Source organism: Burkholderia sp. PU8-34, from assembly GCF_053427725.1.
On the sequence record NZ_JBSAXC010000001.1, the window covers coordinates 288,693 to 305,140 of the forward strand.

General features: G+C 66.5%; 13 protein-coding genes. 8 read left to right on the forward strand and 5 right to left on the reverse strand.

Annotated features, from left to right (window positions below; all coding sequences use genetic code 11):
• The first annotated feature begins 123 nt into the window (after nt 1–123).
• The gene (locus ACV22Z_RS01220) at nt 124–1,035 is read left to right on the forward strand and encodes a LysR substrate-binding domain-containing protein (protein WP_448074498.1); all 912 of its coding nucleotides are present in this window, start codon (nt 124–126) and stop codon (nt 1,033–1,035) included.
• 261 nt (nt 1,036–1,296) lie between these two features.
• Here ACV22Z_RS01220 and ACV22Z_RS01225 read toward each other — a convergent pair whose 3' ends face one another.
• Nucleotides 1,297–2,451, reverse strand: coding sequence for a porin (locus ACV22Z_RS01225; RefSeq protein WP_448074499.1), 1,155 nt, complete (start codon nt 2,449–2,451; stop codon nt 1,297–1,299).
• A gap of 397 nt (nt 2,452–2,848) precedes the next feature.
• Between ACV22Z_RS01225 and ACV22Z_RS01230 the strand changes: the two genes are divergently transcribed.
• The 3 genes from ACV22Z_RS01230 (at nt 2,849) to ACV22Z_RS01240 (ending at nt 6,606) form a co-directional block, all read left to right on the forward strand.
• Nucleotides 2,849–3,952, forward strand: coding sequence for an OpgC domain-containing protein (locus tag ACV22Z_RS01230; RefSeq protein WP_448074500.1), 1,104 nt, complete (start codon nt 2,849–2,851; stop codon nt 3,950–3,952).
• A gap of 64 nt (nt 3,953–4,016) precedes the next feature.
• Nucleotides 4,017–4,898, forward strand: a complete 882-nt coding sequence (locus ACV22Z_RS01235; RefSeq protein WP_448074501.1) for an alpha/beta hydrolase — start codon at nt 4,017–4,019, stop codon at nt 4,896–4,898.
• A 229-nt stretch (nt 4,899–5,127) separates the two neighbouring features.
• The gene (locus tag ACV22Z_RS01240) at nt 5,128–6,606 is read left to right on the forward strand and encodes an aminotransferase class V-fold PLP-dependent enzyme (RefSeq protein ID WP_448074502.1); all 1,479 of its coding nucleotides are present in this window, start codon (nt 5,128–5,130) and stop codon (nt 6,604–6,606) included.
• Nucleotides 6,607–6,749: 143 nt separating this feature from the next.
• Here ACV22Z_RS01240 and ACV22Z_RS01245 read toward each other — a convergent pair whose 3' ends face one another.
• Complete coding sequence (locus ACV22Z_RS01245; protein ID WP_448074503.1) at nt 6,750–7,709, reverse strand: hypothetical protein; 960 nt, start codon at nt 7,707–7,709, stop codon at nt 6,750–6,752.
• Between the two features lie 319 nt (nt 7,710–8,028).
• Here ACV22Z_RS01245 and ACV22Z_RS01250 point away from each other — a divergent pair, with 319 nt between their 5' ends.
• Together ACV22Z_RS01250 and ACV22Z_RS01255 are read left to right on the forward strand one after the other, a co-directional pair.
• Nucleotides 8,029–8,370, forward strand: coding sequence for a DUF4148 domain-containing protein (locus ACV22Z_RS01250; RefSeq protein WP_448074504.1), 342 nt, complete (start codon nt 8,029–8,031; stop codon nt 8,368–8,370).
• Between the two features lie 67 nt (nt 8,371–8,437).
• The gene (locus ACV22Z_RS01255; RefSeq protein ID WP_448074505.1) at nt 8,438–8,773 is read left to right on the forward strand and encodes a DUF4148 domain-containing protein; all 336 of its coding nucleotides are present in this window, start codon (nt 8,438–8,440) and stop codon (nt 8,771–8,773) included.
• Between the two features lie 89 nt (nt 8,774–8,862).
• On the opposite strand, the gene ACV22Z_RS01260 is transcribed toward ACV22Z_RS01255, so the two are convergent.
• The 3 genes from ACV22Z_RS01260 to ACV22Z_RS01270 all read right to left on the reverse strand — a co-directional run bounded on the left by ACV22Z_RS01260 (nt 8,863) and on the right by ACV22Z_RS01270 (nt 13,376).
• Nucleotides 8,863–10,560 (reverse strand): adenylate/guanylate cyclase domain-containing protein, encoded by a 1,698-nt coding sequence (locus ACV22Z_RS01260; RefSeq protein WP_448074506.1) that lies wholly within the window; start codon nt 10,558–10,560, stop codon nt 8,863–8,865.
• Between the two features lie 261 nt (nt 10,561–10,821).
• Nucleotides 10,822–11,916, reverse strand: coding sequence for a potassium channel family protein (locus ACV22Z_RS01265; RefSeq protein WP_448074507.1), 1,095 nt, complete (start codon nt 11,914–11,916; stop codon nt 10,822–10,824).
• A 131-nt stretch (nt 11,917–12,047) separates the two neighbouring features.
• Complete coding sequence (locus tag ACV22Z_RS01270; RefSeq protein ID WP_448074508.1) at nt 12,048–13,376, reverse strand: NAD(P)/FAD-dependent oxidoreductase; 1,329 nt, start codon at nt 13,374–13,376, stop codon at nt 12,048–12,050.
• A 232-nt stretch (nt 13,377–13,608) separates the two neighbouring features.
• On the opposite strand from ACV22Z_RS01270, the gene ACV22Z_RS01275 reads away from it, so the two are divergent.
• Both ACV22Z_RS01275 and ACV22Z_RS01280 read left to right on the forward strand, forming a co-directional pair.
• On the forward strand, nt 13,609–14,463 hold the full coding sequence (locus tag ACV22Z_RS01275; protein ID WP_448074509.1) for a helix-turn-helix domain-containing protein: 855 nt from the start codon (nt 13,609–13,611) through the stop codon (nt 14,461–14,463).
• Between the two features lie 291 nt (nt 14,464–14,754).
• Nucleotides 14,755–16,446, forward strand: a complete 1,692-nt coding sequence (locus ACV22Z_RS01280) for an ATP-binding domain-containing protein (protein WP_448074510.1) — start codon at nt 14,755–14,757, stop codon at nt 16,444–16,446.
• Nucleotides 16,447–16,448: the final 2 nt, after the last annotated feature.

The following is a 16,448-nucleotide window of genomic DNA, read 5'->3' on the forward strand; positions in this document are numbered from 1 at the left end:
TGAGTGGATGGACGCGATTCTGGCGAGAAACGCATGCGGCGATAAACGCGAAAGACTCCACCAAACTATTCGACGCTGATTAACAATGGAGCCTGTCCCAATCCGCCAGGTTTTCCGCTCCGCATGGACCATCTGCACGCTATGCGCATCTTCGCGCGCGTCGCGCATCTCGGCAGCTTCACGAAAGCGGCCGAGCAAATGCAGCTGCCGCGCCCGACAGTCAGCAACGCCGTCCAGTATCTCGAGAAACATCTGAAGATCCGGCTGCTGCAACGTACGACGCGACGCGTCGCGCTGACCGCCGAAGGCGCGGCCTACTACGAGCGCTGCACGCGACTGCTCGCGGATCTCGACGACGCCGAGACGCTGTTCGAAGACGCCAGCGCGTCGCCGCGCGGGATGATCCGCGTCGACTTGCCCGAGCGCTTCGCGCTGAACGAAGTGATCCCCGCGCTGCCCGCGTTTCACGCGCGGTATCCGGACCTGCGCGTCGTGATGAGCACGACCGACCGCTTCGTCGATCTCGTCGCCGACGGCATCGACTGCGCGGTGCGGGTCGGCGCGCTGTCCGACACGTCGCTCGTCGCACGGCGGATCGGTGAGCTCGCGCAGGTCAACTGCGCGTCGCCCGCGTATCTCGCGCGGCACGGCACGCCCCGCTCGCCGGACGACCTGCCCGAGCACGTCGCGGTCGGCTACTTCTCGACGCGTACGGGCCGCGAGCTCGACTGGGAATATGCGGACATGGATACGGGCGAGATGCACGCGCTGAAGATGCGCAGCATCGTGTCGGTCAACAGTTCGCAGGCGTACCTCGCGTGCTGCCTCGCGGGGCTCGGGATGATCCAGGCGCCGCGCGACGGCCTCGCCGAGCCGCTCGCGAACGGCTCGCTCGTCGAAGTGCTGCGGGAATGGAATGCGGCGCCGCTGCCGGTGTCGGTGGTGTTTCCACACGGCCGGCACCTCGCGCCGCGCGTGCGGATTTTCGTCGACTGGCTCGCGCAGACGCTCGGCCGGCCGCATCGGGCCCGCTGACCGGCAGCCCGGAGGGCTGCGCACCGATAGCGGTCCGGCACCCGCCTCCGAGCGCGTCGTCAGCGGCAAGCGCGATGATCGGACGCGATCGCAACCCGTATCCGGATTGGCGTGCGGCACGCGACATCGCGCGTGCCGCCTTCGGACCTCAGAACTTGTGGCGGATCACCGCGCGCACCGCGAAGCGGGATGATCGGGCGCGATCGCCCCCGTATCCGGAATGGCGCTGGCACGCGACGTCGCGCGTACCGCCTTCGGGCCTCAGAACTTGTGGCGGATCGCCGCGCGCACCGCGAACTGGTTCGCCGACGACGACGGGCCGTCGGTGCCGACCACGTAGCCGCCGTCGGCGGCCGTGCCGGTCTTGTCGCCGGCCACCTTCTGCCACGCGCCCTGCAGGTACACGTCGGTGCGTTTCGACAGGCTGTAGTCGGCCATCAGGCCGACGGTGTGGTACTTCGGCTTGATCGAGCCGGTCGCGGCGTCGAACTTGCCGTCCGTGAACACATACTGCGCGCCGAGATAGAAATCGGGCGTGAGCTGGTACTTGCCGTTGACCTCGAAGTTCTGGAACTTCGTCGCGGACAGGCCGAGGCCCGCGAACGTCGACGCCGGCAGGTAGACGGTCGACACGGGGTTCTTCACGTCGGTCTTCGTGTAGACGAAACCGACCGTAGCCGGGCCGAACGTGTAGTTGATGCCGCCGCCGAAGATGCGCAGGCGGTCGGCGACGAAGTTCGCGTCGTCGGCCGCGATCGCGCCCGCGTTGCCGATGCCCGGATTGTTCGCCTGCAGGTAGGCTGCCGCGACCTGCAGCCCGGCGAGCGAATACTGCGCGCCGATGCTGTACTGGCGGTTGTTCGAGAAGCCCGTGCTGTTGCTGAAGCTGTACGTGCCGCCGAGCGTCAGGCCGTTCCAGTCCGGGCTCGCATACTTGACCGTGTTGTTGACGCGGAACGAGTTGTCCGTGTTGTCGTTGTCGAACGGATGCGAGAACAGCGTGCCGCCCCAGTTGCCGTTCGCGGTCAGCGGCGCGAGATAGTCGACGACGGCATCGTACTGGCGGCCGAACGTCAGCGTGCCGAAGCGCGATTCGGTCAGGCCGACGAACGCCTGGCGGCCGAACATGCGGCCGCCCTGGCCGAGCCGGCCGTTGTTCACGTCGAAGCCGTTTTCCAGCGTGAAGATCGCTTTCAGGCCGCCGCCCAGGTCCTCGGCGCCGCGCAGGCCCCAGCGGCTGCCCTGCGCATAGCCGCTCGCGAGCTGGTAGTTGGTCTTGCCGACCCCGTTCACGTTGACGTTGTTCGTGTAGTTGAAGCCTTCGTCGATCAGGCCGTACAGCGTCACGCTGTTTTGCGCAAACACCGGCGCGGCAAAGACGGCGAGCGTGGCGGCAACAATCACGCGCTTGTTCATGTCGTATCTCCAGAACCGGGATGCCGGGCGCTGCATGTGGTGCACCGGGCGAGTGTTTTGTCTGTCTTTTTGCATGGCCCGCTCGGCGGGCAGCGCGGGGTGGCACGCCGCGCAATGGTCAAAATGGTGTCACGTCGCAAAACAAACGTCCATCCGGGCGACAGCCCGTCGCGGAAAGCGTTGCGCCCTTCCAACTGGCCCCATTGTGCCGATTGACAGGCGGGCCTTGCGGGCCGCGGGCGGCCGGCATGCCATCCGCGTAAACCCGGAAACCGGCGCTTCGATGGCACAATGCACATCTGTTCGTCACATTTCTTCACGAAGTCATGCTTCACCCCGATTACCGCGCGGCATGTGCCTGCCGCGCGATCGGCGCGCCGTCCCCGGAGTCCGGCCGATGACCGCCGCCGCCAAGCCCGGCTCCGGCCGCTACGCCGAACTCGATTTCTTCCGCGGCCTCGTCCTGCTCGTCATCGTCGTCGACCACATCGGCGGCAGCATCCTGTCGCGCGTCACGCTGCACGCGTACGCGCTGTGCGATGCGGCCGAAGTGTTCGTGTTCCTCGGCGGCTTCGCGACCGCAATCGCGTACAACTCGCTCGCCGAGCGCCACGACGAGGCTGCCGCGCGCCAGCGTTTCATCCGGCGCGCGTTCGAGATCTATCGCGCGTTCCTCGTGACGGCCGGCCTGATGCTGCTGATCACCGCCGTGCTGAACGCGTTCGCGATCGACGGCCCGAACATGCCGACCAACGATCTCGACGGGCTGATCCAAAGGCCGCTCGCCGCGCTGCGCGACATCCTGCTGTTCCGGCGCCAGCCTTATCTCGCGTCGGTGCTGCCGATGTACGCGTTCTTCGCGCTGCTCGTCCCGCTTGCGCTGCCGCTTGCGCGCAGCCAGCCGTGGCTGATGCTCGCGTTCAGCGCGTCGCTGTGGTTCGCGGCGCCGCGTGTTGCCGGCTACCTGCCGACCGTCGAAGGCGTGCCGTGGGATTTCAACCCGTTCGCGTGGCAGTTCCTGTTCGTGCTCGGCGTGATCTCGCGCTGCCAGCCCGTCTACCAGACGCTCGCGCCGAAGCCGCAGGGCTGGCTGCTGACTGCCGCGGCGCTCGCGATCGTCGCCGCGGGCGCGTACTACCGGCTGCGCATCGAGCCGTTCCCGACCGATCCGTCGATCAAGCAGAACCTCGGCGCGCTGCGGCTCGCGAACTTCCTCGCGATCGCATGGCTCGCGGCCAAGCTCGTCCACCTCGGCTGGATGAAGAAGGTCGCGCATGCGATGCCGTGGGTCGGCACGATCGGACGACAGGGCCTGCTGTGCTTCGTCGCGGGCACCTGCATCTCGCTCGCGGTCGATTCGGTGCTGTACCAGGCAACCGAAGGCTACCTCGACGTGCCGCTCGGGCTGACCGCCGACGTCGTCGCGACGGGCCTGCTGTATCTCGTCGCGAAGCTGTACGCGCCGCTGCTGTCCCGGCTGCCGTTCCGCACGCGACGATAAACCACCGCACGGACGTCATTCGCCGCTGCTACGATAGGCAGCGACTATCCTCCACCCGCTCGCCATGCGCCGATTCATTCTCCCGCTCGCCGCCGCACTGACCGTCGGCTTCGCCCAATCCGCCGAATCCAGCCAGCCCGCCCCGGCGGTCCAGGCAGCACCGATCAACGACGACAGCAGCGTCGTGATGCGCACGTTCCATTCGGCGTCGCTGCAGCGCGACTGGTCGTACACGGTCTACCTGCCGCCCCGCTACAACCCGGAAGGCGCGCGCTACCCGGTGCTGTACCTGCTGCACGGCAATGCGGGCAACGCGAACGACTGGGTCACGCAGGGCCACCTGCAGGCCACCGCGGATGCGCTGATCGAGCGGCACGACATCCCGCCCGTCGTCATCGTGATGCCGCAAGGCGGCACCGACTGGTATGTCGACCGCAAGGAGCGGATGCAGAGCGCGTTCCTCAACGACCTGCTGCCGGACGTCGAGGCGCACTTCGCGGTGTCGAACCAGCGTGCGGGGCGCGCGATCGGCGGCGTGTCGATGGGCGGTTTCGGCGCGCTGCGCTTCACGCTGCTCGAACCGGGCCTGTTCTGCGGCGCGATGCTGCTGAGCCCCGCGATCTACGCGACCGAGCCGCCGCTGAACTCGGCGGCCCGCTATGTCGGCGTGTTCGGCGACAAGCAGTTCGAGCCGCGCGTCTGGCACGAACTCAACTACCCGGCGCTGATGCGCGGCTATTTCGCGCGGAGCTGGCGCGTGCCGATGTTCATTGCCGCCGGCGACGACGACCTGACGATCCAGGCCGAATCGAGCGTGCTGTACACGCAGCTGCGCCGCGCGCAGAACCCTGCCGAGCTGCGCATCGTCGACGGCGGGCATACATGGGACGTGTGGCGCGGCCTGATCGGCCAGGCGCTCAAGTACACGCTCGAGTGCGTGAAGTAGGCCGGAACGCAGGGGCATGACGACCAAAACCGTTGAACGCGAGCCACGGGGCGCGGCTCATGTCATTCAGGTCGCCGGTGTCGCCGGCACAAGCCCGGACGGAACCTGGGACAGCCTCTGGCGAGAGAAAATTATTCTATAAAGGGCGCAATACTCAGCCAAGTTTGGATCCTTATTCCTGACTGCCCGCCGTATCATTTCTTGCATTGCAGAGTGGCAAGTAAAGGATATGAGCGAGAACAACACATTGCATTACCTCGACTACGCGGCGACTACGCCGGCAGATCCGCGGGTGATTGAATCGATGGCCGCATGCCTCGGTGTCGACGGCGTGTTCGGCAATCCGGCGTCGAACTCGCATGTCGCGGGCAGGCAGGCGCGCGCCAAGGTGGAACGCGCACGCGAACAGGTTGCGGCGCTGATCGGCGCGAATGCGGACGAAATCGTCTGGACGTCAGGCGCCACGGAATCCAACAACCTGGCGCTCAAAGGCTACGCGGATGCCGCAATCGAGAAACGCCATCTGATTACGAGCCGCATCGAACATAAGGCCATCCTTGACACGATGGCGAGCCTGTCGCAGCGCGGTTTATCGGTTTCGTACCTCACGCCGACGCGCGATGGCGAAATTACGCCCGACGCCGTAGCGGCGGCGATTGGCCCCGACACCGGCCTTGTGTCGCTGATGCTCGTGAACAACGAGATTGGCACACTCACGGACATCGGCGAGATCGCTCGAATCGTGCACGCCGCCGGTGCACTTCTCCACGTCGACGCGGCGCAGGCGCTCGGCAAGACCCCGATCGATGTCCGCGCGCTGGGAATCGACATGATGTCGATGTCCGCGCACAAGGTCTATGGCCCCAAGGGGATCGGCGCGCTGTTCGTACGTCGCGAAATCGCACACAGAATCGCACCTCAAATGCACGGTGGCGGACACGAGCAGGGGTTGCGGTCGGGTACGCTCGCGACGCATCAGATCGTCGGGATGGGAACCGCGTGCGAGCTGGCAGCCGCTGAATTCGGGACCGACACGGCACGGATTGCCGCGCTCAGCGCGCGTTTGCGAGACTCGGTGCTCGCGCTCGGAGACGTCATGCAGAACGCGCACGCGGCGCGACGCATCCCGCATACGTTGAGCTTTACCGTGACCGCACCCGGTTTCTTCCCGTTCATGCTTGGCGACGCGCTCGCCGTGTCATCGACATCCGCCTGCAACTCGGCCGCCGGCACGCCGTCCCACGTCCTCACGGCAATCGGTCTTGATGCGGATTCGGCCAACCGCACCGTCCGCATCAGCGTTGGACGCTTCACGACGCAACAGGACATCGACTTCGCGATTTCGTGTTTCCGACGAGCGATCGAGCAATGCCGGTCGACCGCATCGAACGGTTTTGCCGCGTCGCGCCAGATCATGCCGGATGACCTGAAAGCCATTTACAACGCCGGTTTCCGCTCGGTGATCTGCAACCGCCCCGATGGGGAAAGCGCAGATCAGCCGGCCTTCGAGGAGATTGCTGCCGCTGCCCGCCAATTGGGGCTCGACGCGCGCTATCTTCCCGTCGATTCCGGTCATATCGGCGACGCGGAAGTCGACGCCTTTGGCGCATTGGTCGACGCATTGCCGAAGCCTGTTCTCGCCTATTGCCGAAGCGGCAATCGATCCGGAATGCTCTGGAATCGGTTGGCGGCTCGGCGTCCGACCTGACGAGCGGATTGATCGGGCACGCGCTCCGGGACACGCTCGAGTGCGTGAAGCAAGCGTTCGGGCCGACGCGGCCGTGTGCCGTGCAGTGTCGGCCATTTCCGTGCGGTGGCGTGTCGAGTGCACGTTCAGGGTCATGAGTCAGCTCACCGCTGCGCGCTGGGAACATCGTGCGCGTCGCCCCTGAAAATCCGGTTTCGCAATTGCCCTCCCGCAAACGCAGTCGCAATCAGCGACAGGTAGCCGATGACGAGCAAATGCCGCCAACTGTCGAGCGCGGTGCGGTGCGCGACCAGCACCGCATCGGGTGCCGGCACGGCGAGATGTCCCGGCACGATCGCCCGCGCCATCTGAACGAATCCCGCCGCCGACAACACGGGCAAGAGAACAAGCACGGCCAGCAACACAAACTTCGCGCGACGCAGAAGCGCATGGCGGCGCAGATGAAACCATAGCCCCAGACTGCCATGCACCCACCCTGGTGCGAGCAGTGCGATCTGCAGGCCCTGCGTGCCGCTCGTGAGCAGCGACACGATGACCCGTTCGTAATTCGGTTCGAAGCCGTAAAACGACGTAGCGACGCGCGTGCCTACGACATGGCGTATCAACAGCATCGGCAGGCTGAGTCCCGCCCAGAGGCGGAGCCATTCGGCGGGAGGCAGCGCCCAATGCCGTCGGCTGTATATGGTGCGGATCGCCAGCGCGAAATGCAGGCCGGCCGCACCGTATAGCACGATCGTCCCGGGCAGGCTTTGCCAGAGCCCGATCGCCAGGGTCAGCGCGCGCTCCGCGATATCGGTCGACCAGATGCCGAGCGCGTGATTGACCATGTGAATGGAAATGTATAGCCACAGCACGACGCCCGAACTGAGTTGCAGCGTTCGTGCGGCCTGTCGCATCCCGGCACGCTCCAATGCCGGTGTTCCGGCAATTTGGTCATTCGCGGGCCCGATGGCGCGCAGTGCTCCGCTTCGCGCCAGCCAATGCATGCCGGTGCCATCCCGGGTCGAAGATGGCCGCGATTCCTCACCAGCCTTGAGTTTGCTCGCGAGATCTCGCTGCGATTCGCACGGATTTTCCCCGGCCTGCTTCCCCTCGTCGTCCATCTGCGTCTCCCCCCGCGTCAACGGCGCGTGATCGAAATACCGGAGGGCGAGCCAATTTATTCCAGCGATGTGCGACGTCCTGCGCAAGACTTTCGCGCCCGACGACGTTCGTCGCACCTGTTTTGTCCAACCTCATGGAAGCAGCGGGAATAAGTGACGTCCGTTCCGGGTATACCGCCGTGTGAGCACGCCGGATGACGACTGCAGCGTTTCGGTTCCCTCACGCCGACGCGTGCAATCCGATGGAGTTCGGTCGGGTTTTCCGCGCGCCACTCGTTTCAGAATGATCACCTTCTCGTTATTTATATCGGAGTCCAAAGTGAACAAGCGAACCATGATTGCTTCCCTTATTCTGTTCGCCGGAGCGGGCATTGCCATCAGCGCGCCAGCTCAGGAAAAGACCCGGGCGCAGGTGCGCCAGGAACTGGTCGAAGCTCAGCGCAACGGCCTGAACTTCATAACAGACACATCGTATCCCGTCGTTGCGCCGATCTTCGAGCAGCAAGTCGCCACGCTCAAGCAGAAAAGCAGCGACAGCGGCGTGGGAGCCGCCATGACGGGCACCAGCGATACCGGTCGCGCCAAGCGACAAACGTCTCCGTCGGATCCGACGGCCTGCGTCGGGCCGGTCAGCTTCTGCAACGTCTATTCCGGCTCTTGAGCCTCCGCGTCACTGTGTGTCGCAGTTCCCCGGAAGACCGGGTTTCCTGTTGAAAGGAGTACAAACCATGAAAAAGATCGCCCTGTTGGCACTGACGCTCGGTGCCATCGCCGTTTCCACATCGACTCTTGCGCAGTCCGTGTCCGCGCCGCTCACCCGGGCACAGGTACGCGCCGATCTCATCCGGCTCGAACGAGCCGGCTACAATCCGGCGGCCAGCAACGATGTGACCTATCCTGACGACATCCAGGCCGCAGAGGCAAAAGTGGCAGCTCAAGACGCTGCCGGCGGCGACCCGCAAGTGGCAGCCACCTCGATGGGCGGAACGCCGGAGCACGGCGCGTCTGAAGCCGGGAAACCCATGGCGAGCGGGCCCGCTCGCTCGATCTATTCCGGACATTGAGTTCATCTGGCCGTGGATGGGCGGGCCAATGGATTTCCGGCTCGGGCGCGTCAGCGACGCTACCCGGCAGGACGGCGTCGCGAGCGGACTCAGTCTCGAGGCATTTGCGCCGCGCTGGACAGCACGCGCACGGGTACCGGATCATCGCGGCCTCTCACGCGTGCGGCCAGCTGCGGCAGGCCGGCGGCCGAAACGCCGGCATGCTCGAAGACCAGGTCCGAAACGATCGCCTCGCAGGCAACCTCCTTGGTCAATTGCTCGAGTCGCGACGCCACGTTCAACGGGTCGCCGATTGCGGTGAAGGTGACATGGTCGCGAAACCCGATCTCGCCCATGACCGCGCGGCCGCAATGCAATCCGATGCCGAACCGGATCTTCGCTTTCAGCTGCTGCTCGAGCGCGGTGTTCAGCGCGTCGATATTGGCCGCCACCAGCGGCACCGCATCGAGCGCCTGGCGGCAGGCGGCGGCCGGCTCGCTGTTCAGGCCGAAGATCGCGAGCACTGCGTCCCCCACGAACTGGTTCGGCAGACCGCCGGCCTGGACCACCGCGGAGCTGACCGCACTCAGGAAGCGGCTGACCACGAACAGGCTGTCGAATGGCAGCTGCGCCGCCGCAAGGTTCGTGGAATCCCGCATGTCCACGAACATGAACGCCGCGAAGCGCTCCTGCGGCATGACGTCCCGCTGCCGCCGCTGCAGGAACGCGGCGGATGCGGCCGGCGGCACCAGCGGCCACACCGACAGATCGTGGGTCGGCCGCAACTGGCACGCGAGGCGTACGGTCTGCAAGTCGGCGCCGAGTCGTTCCAGCACGCGGCGCTCGGCCTCGCCAGGCTCGGGCAGCGGCAGATCGCTGAGTACGCGCACCCGGCACAACGTACATCGGGCGCGCCCGCCGCAACTGCTGGCATGGGGAACGCCAGCCATGCGGCTCGCCTCGAGCACCGAGAACCCGAGCGGTACAAATACCTGTCGCCCATCCGGGTACCGGATGCGAAGCCGCCCGCCGCGGCGTTCGCGGATCGCGCGCGACAGCCGTGCGCCAAGCACCAGCAACAGCGCCCCGCCATCGAAGATCAAGAAGTCGTTGCGCAGCCCGGCGAGCCATCGATTCTGCGATCCGGTGCCGACCTTCGCCGGTTCGGTCGCCGCCGCACGCCAGACGGGATCTCGCGCGAGCACGGCGACTTCCCGTCCGCCCTGCAGGAAGCCGAGCAGCGCGAGCACCGGGAGCAGAACGGCAGCGCTCAGCAGCACGCTGCGCCATGCCGCGAACCAGGGCTTCAAGCGCAGCCAGAACCAGACGCCGTAGCATCCATGCAGCCACGCGACCACCAACAACGTCAACTGCACACGGCTGAAGAACGGCGAATCGTTCGAGAACGAGTAAAGCAGCTGTGCATAACCTTTGTTCAGACCGAACTCGGCAAAGGCGATTCGCGTATTCACAAGATGGTTGGCCAGCAGCGGCGGGATGCACAGGCCAAGCACGAGTTGCGACAGCTCAGCCGGCGTCCAGTGCAACGAGCGCCGCTCATACAGCGCCCACAGGCCGAGGAAGAAATGCGTCACCAGCGCGCTGTACAGCACGGTCGTACCGAGCCATCCCTGCCAGACGAACTTTTGTACGAGCAGATCACGCTCCATCCAGGCGAGCGAGACATTCCCCAGCGCGTGATTCACGAGGTGCGTGCCGACGTAGGTGAACACGACCAGGCCGGTGGTCAGCCGGATCGATCGAATGCCTACCTGCCGCAACCGTTCACGATAGGGAAAGCGTGACATGCTCGACGCTCCACGCGTGTTGATCGGCGCCCGTTCTGTCCGTTCTTGTCCGCCCGCGGGCCAGACTGACGGAACACTTCACTTTCGTCAGTCAACGCAGCGACCTGAGGGCACGATTGCGCTCAGTCAAAATCCATCGCGACGCAACAACCGATCGCTGTCGGCGGATGAACACGGTACGCGCAAACCCCCTGTCGCAAGCTTACCGGCTCTTCACGTGCGTCGGGGTCGCAATAGCATGACCCTGCGCGGAGTCGATTCTCACGCGTCCGGATCGGGAATCCGCGCCGACTGGATCACGACGAGCGTGTCGCCGGCCTCGATCCGGCACGGCGGATCCTCATAGAACGAATGGATCTTGCCGCAGCGATCGAGCCCGACGACGATCGCGCCCGGCACGACGTTCGTCATGCAGCCGATCTCGTGCTTCATCGCCGGCCGCTCGAGCAGCGTCGCGCGTCCGCGGGTCGACAGCATGTCGTTGACGAACGGCACGATGTAGCGGCTATGAACCGCGTCTGCGAGCAGCAACGCGCCGATCTTCGTCGACGACACGATCACGTCCGCGCCCGCCTGCCGCAATTGCCGCTGATACAGGTTCTCCTGGATGCGCACGACGATCTTCGTGTCGGGCGCGATGCTGCGCACCGACAGCGTCAGCAGGATCGCGGTCGGATCGTCGGTCACCGAGATGATCACCGCCTTCGCGGCGCGCACCTGCGCCTGCTGCAGCAGATCCTCGTGCGCGGGATCGCCGAGCAGCCCCGTCACGCCGAGCGCGGTCGCCGCCTCGAGTGCCTGCTGCTGCGCGTCGATCACGATCACCGTCGCCGGATCGACGCCGCTCTCGAGCAGCTCGCGCACGGCGATCGAACCGGACAGGCCGTAGCCGCACACGACGATGTGATCGGTCAGTTGCTTTTGCAGGCGTTTCATGCGGAATTCCTCGACAACACGCTGGATCACGAACTGATACGCCGTGCCCAGGAAAATGAACCAGATGCCGATGCGGATCGGCACGATGAAGAACGCATCGATCAGGCGTGCCCGCGCGGTGACGGGCACGATGTCGCCGTAGCCGACCGTCGCGACCGTGACCATCGTGAAATAGACGAGGTCGGCGATGTTCATCGGCGTGCTCTTCGTCGAATCGCGGAGTCCGTCGCGATCGAGATACAGCACGAAGAACGCGAGCGCGCACAGGAACACGACGAGGCACAGACGGACGAGCAGCGTGCGCCGCGGCGACGTGGCGGGACGCGTGAACAGCGTGCGCCTGCGCGGCGCCTGCCACGGATTGCCGACGCGCCGCAGGCGGGAACGCAATGACCGGCGTTGAGCGGATGGCGAGGCCAACGGGGGATTCTCCTGAAGGATGCTGGGTGGATTCTACGATGGCCGCGTGCAACGGACGCGTGTAACAGGCCCGTGGCACGGACACGTGCAGCGGATGCGTTAGCCGATGCGGCGCCTGCCGCATCGCGACGTCACAGCATGCTGCGCGGACGCACCATCGTCCCGTCGGTAAAACGCGCCGCCCGGAACGCCGACAGGTCGAGCGACGGCGCGCCGGTATCGATCCATTCGGCGAGCAGCCGGCCGACGATCGGCCCCATCGCGAAGCCGTGACCGCAGAAGCCCGTCGCGATCGCGAGCCCCGACGGCGGGCCGGGCGCGTCGATCACCGGGATGCCGTCGGGCAGCACGTCGATCAGCCCCGCCCACGCCTCGACGATCTGCGCATCCTTCAGCGCGGGAAAGATCGCCTTCAGCTTCGCGAGCGCGCGCGGCGCGTGCGCGCAATTCGCCTGCGGCTGCGGATCGCGCGGCTCGATCGGCCCGGGCCCGCCGTTCAGACGCGCAATCGCATCGCGCCACGCGGCGCCGTTCAGGTGGAGCCGGAATTTCTCGCGCTGCGACCAGAACTCCGGCCAGAACAGGCTCAGCCCGCGCAGATGGCCGAGCGTCAGGTCGATGTCGGCCTGCATGTCGTCGGCGAGATTGATCGCGCCGCTCCTGCGCTGGCGGATCCCGAGGCCATGGCCCCAGATCGTCGACGCGGAGACGGGCGGCAGCACGTTGGTGCGCATGCAGGTGCCGCGCACGGCCTGCTGCGGCAGCCGGATGCCGACGCCGTCGAGCAGCCGGCTGCTCGTCGCGCCGGCCGCGCAGATCACGCGCGACGTCCGGATCGTGCCGCGCTCGGTTGCGACGCCGACGACCACGCCGCCCGCCGTCTCGATCGCGGTCACGCCGCAGCCTTCGAAAAAGCGCGCGCCCGCTTCCGTCGCACGCGCCGCAAATGCGGCGGCGACGCGCCGCGGCTCGGCCTGCCCGTCGCTCGGCGTATAGAGACCGCCGAGCGCCGGCGCGGCAAGGCCGCTGACGTGCGCGTCGATCTGCGCGCGCGTCAGCGTGCGCGTGTCGAGCCCGTGTGCACGTGCGACATCGAGCCACGCCTGGAACGACGCCCAGTCCGTTTCGTTGTCCGCAATATAGAGGCAGCCGCCCTGACGCCATTCGAGATCAAAACCGAGGGCTTCCTCTAACCCTTCCCAGATCCGCATGCCGGCCATCATCAACGGCACTTCCGGTGACTCGCGCCCTTGCTGGCGCACAAAGCCCCATGCGCGCGTGGACTGCTGCCCGGCGAGCCGCGACTTGTCGAGCACGACGGCCTTCAGGCCGCGCAGGCCCAGGTAGTACGCGGCCGCGCAGCCCATGATGCCGGCGCCCGCGATCACGACGTCGGCTTCAGCCGGAAATGTCGCATCGGCATCGGTCAGCGTGTCGTGAAGAGGATAGGTTGTCGTCATTATTTCTTATTGGTCAGCAATGCGCGAAATATGCGCCGATACATGGTTACGTTGCGAAACACCTTTCACACAATCGCATGTTTCACTACGGGGAACCGATGCCATTTTGCGGTAAAGTTATCTTTTCCGCGCGTGGCCGGTCGGCTCGCCGCTGGACGTCATCGAGATTGTCCGCCGATTACGCCGCAAGGCGTCGTTCTGAACGTCATTCGACCCGATCCGCTCCCGTAGCATGACCATTGAAGCAATCACCACGGACTCCCTCGCGGTCGCCGAGCGCGTGCGCGAACTGATGACCCGCAACGGCATCGGCAAGCGCCAGCAGACCACCGAGCTGTGCCGAATCCTCGATCTCAGTTTTTCGCAGGGCCACCGCAAGCTGCGCGGCAGCAGCCCGTGGACGCTCGCACAGATCAAGAAAGTCGCCGAAGCGTACGGCGAGCCCGCCGCGCAACTGTTCGGCGCGCAGACGCTCGACCCCGGCATGGTCGGCGCGTATTCGCAGGAAGCCGTGCTGTACGCGGGCGTCGCCGAGATTCCATGCACCGTGTGGATCGGCGCGCCGCTCGAGGCCGGCGCGCGGCCCGAATTCGTCGCGTATGAACAGAACGGCCGCTGGCGCGTGCTGCGCCATACGGGCGTGCTGTACCAGAACGCGTACGACGTGCACAAGATCGAGATCTATCCGCGCCGCGCGGAGAGCGACAAGCTGGTCGTCGCGGTGATCGATCCCGATCGCGTCAGCTCGACCGAACTGTGCCGCTATCTGGAACGCCAGGGCTTCTCGACGGCGGCTTTCGACGGCATGACCGCGTTCGTCGACGCGCTGCAGGGCCAGGCGTTCGACGCGGTCGTCACCGAGTGGCTGTTCGACGACTGCACGGCCGCCACCGCGATCAAGGCGGTGCGCACGTCCGACAATCCGGGCGCGCCGATCTTCGTGCTGACGGGCGACCTGCTCACCGGCCGCGCGAGCGAAGCCGACATCAGCGAAGTGATCCGCGCGTTCGACGTCGTCTGCTACGAAAAACCCGCGCGCATGGCGATCCTCAGCGCGGATCTCGCGAAACGCCTCGCCCGCGGCTGAACGTCGTTGGGCCGGCCGCGTTGGTCGCGTTGGCCCCATCGGCCGCATTGGCCGCATTGGCCGCATTGGCCCCATCGGCCGCATTGGCCCCATTGGCCCCATCGGCCCCATCGGCCCCATTGGCCGCATTGGCCCCATCGGTCGGATGACCGACACATGCGCGGCACCATGGCCGCGAACAGGTTCACAGGATCTGTTTTCATCTGGACCGCACATGCGTTCCAGATGAAAACAGACTCTATACAATAGCCGCACCTGTTCACGCCCACCCGGCATCCGCCGCGAGACGACATGGCCCGCCTCATTCCCGACGACTGGAAAAGCCTCGCCGCCACCGGTGCGGCGGAACGCGAACGCGAAACGCTCGCGGCGCTCGAACATGCGCTGCCGGACGACTACACCGTCTACCACGGCGTCCACTGGACGCGTGCCGAGCAGGGCTTCTCCGTGTTCGGCGAAGCCGCGTTCGTCGTCGTCAGCCCGGCCGGCCGCATCCTGCTGGTCGAGCAGAAGGCCGGCTTCCTGCGCGAGACGCCGAAGGGGCTCGTGAAGGTCTACCTGCAGACCGAGCGCAACGTGTCGATCCAGCTCGCGCGCACGCAGGAAACGCTGCATCGGCGCCTGACTGCCGCGCTCGGCGCGGGCGTCTACGGCGTCGACGCACTCCTCTACTGTCCCGACTACACGATCCGCCAGGCCGCGATCGCCGGCGTTGCGGCCGACCGCATCGTCGACGCGACGCGCAAGGCGCAGCTCGCGCAGGTCATCCTGCAACTGCTGCCCGCCGACGAGCCGCGCGCCGCGAACGCGCCGAAGATCCATCATTTCCTCGCCGACGAACTCGCGCTGACGCCCGATACGAGCGCGCTCGTCGGACAGGCCGGCACGCTCGTCACGCGGCTGTCCGGCGGCCTCGCCACGTGGGCGCGCCAGCTCGAGTTCGCGCCGTTCCGGCTGCGCGTCACCGGCACCGCGGGCTCGGGCAAGACGCAGCTCGCGGTGCAGGCGATGCGCGACGCGATCGCCGCGGGCCGGCGCGTGCTCTATGTCTGCTTCAATCGGCCGCTCGCCGACTACATCGCGCGCATCGCGCCGCCCGGCGCGAAGATCGCGAACTATCACCAGCTGTGCGACTGGGTGGCGCGCGACGGCGGCTACCTGCCGGACTTCGATGCGCCCGATGCGTTCGAACGGCTCGAGGCGCGCTTCGCGCAAACGCCGGTGCCGGACCGCTGGCGGTTCGACGTGCTGATCGTCGACGAAGGACAGGATTTCCACGCGCCGTGGGCCGCGGCGCTCGAACGGCTGCTCGCGCCGGACGGCGCGTGGTGGTGGCTCGAGGATCCGCTGCAGAACCTGTACATGCGCGAGAGCGTCGCGCTGCCGGGCTGGGTCACGCTGAAGGCGCTCACCAACTACCGCAGCCCGCGCGACCTGCTCGACTTCGTGCGCGACGTCGTCGGCCGCGTCGAGCCGCTTGCCGCCGAGCTGCGCTCGGGCAGCCCGTTCGACGGGTCGGATCCCGCGGTGTCGGCCTACGGCGAAGATGGCGCGTCGGGCGCCGCGCTGACCGATGCGTGCGTCGACGCCACCAAGCGCGCGATCACGCACGCGCTGTCGCTCGGCTTCCGCAAGCAGGACATCGCGGTGCTGTCGTATCGCGGCCGCGAAGGCTCGGTGCTCGCACCGCTCGACCACCTCGGCCCGCACCGCGTCAAGAGCTTCACCGGCAAGTACGACCTGTTCGGCAATCCCGAGTATCGCGACGGCGACGTGCTGCTCGATTCGATCTACCGCTTCAAGGGCCAGTCGGCGCCGTGCGTGATCCTCACCGAGATCGATTTCGACACGCTCGACGCGCGTGCGGCGCGCAAGCTGTTCGTCGGCGCGACGCGCGCGACGATGAAACTGCTGCTCGTCGCATCGGCGCGCGCGGCTGCGCAGTTGACGGCCGCCTCGGGCGCAGGCTCCGGTCGACCGTAACG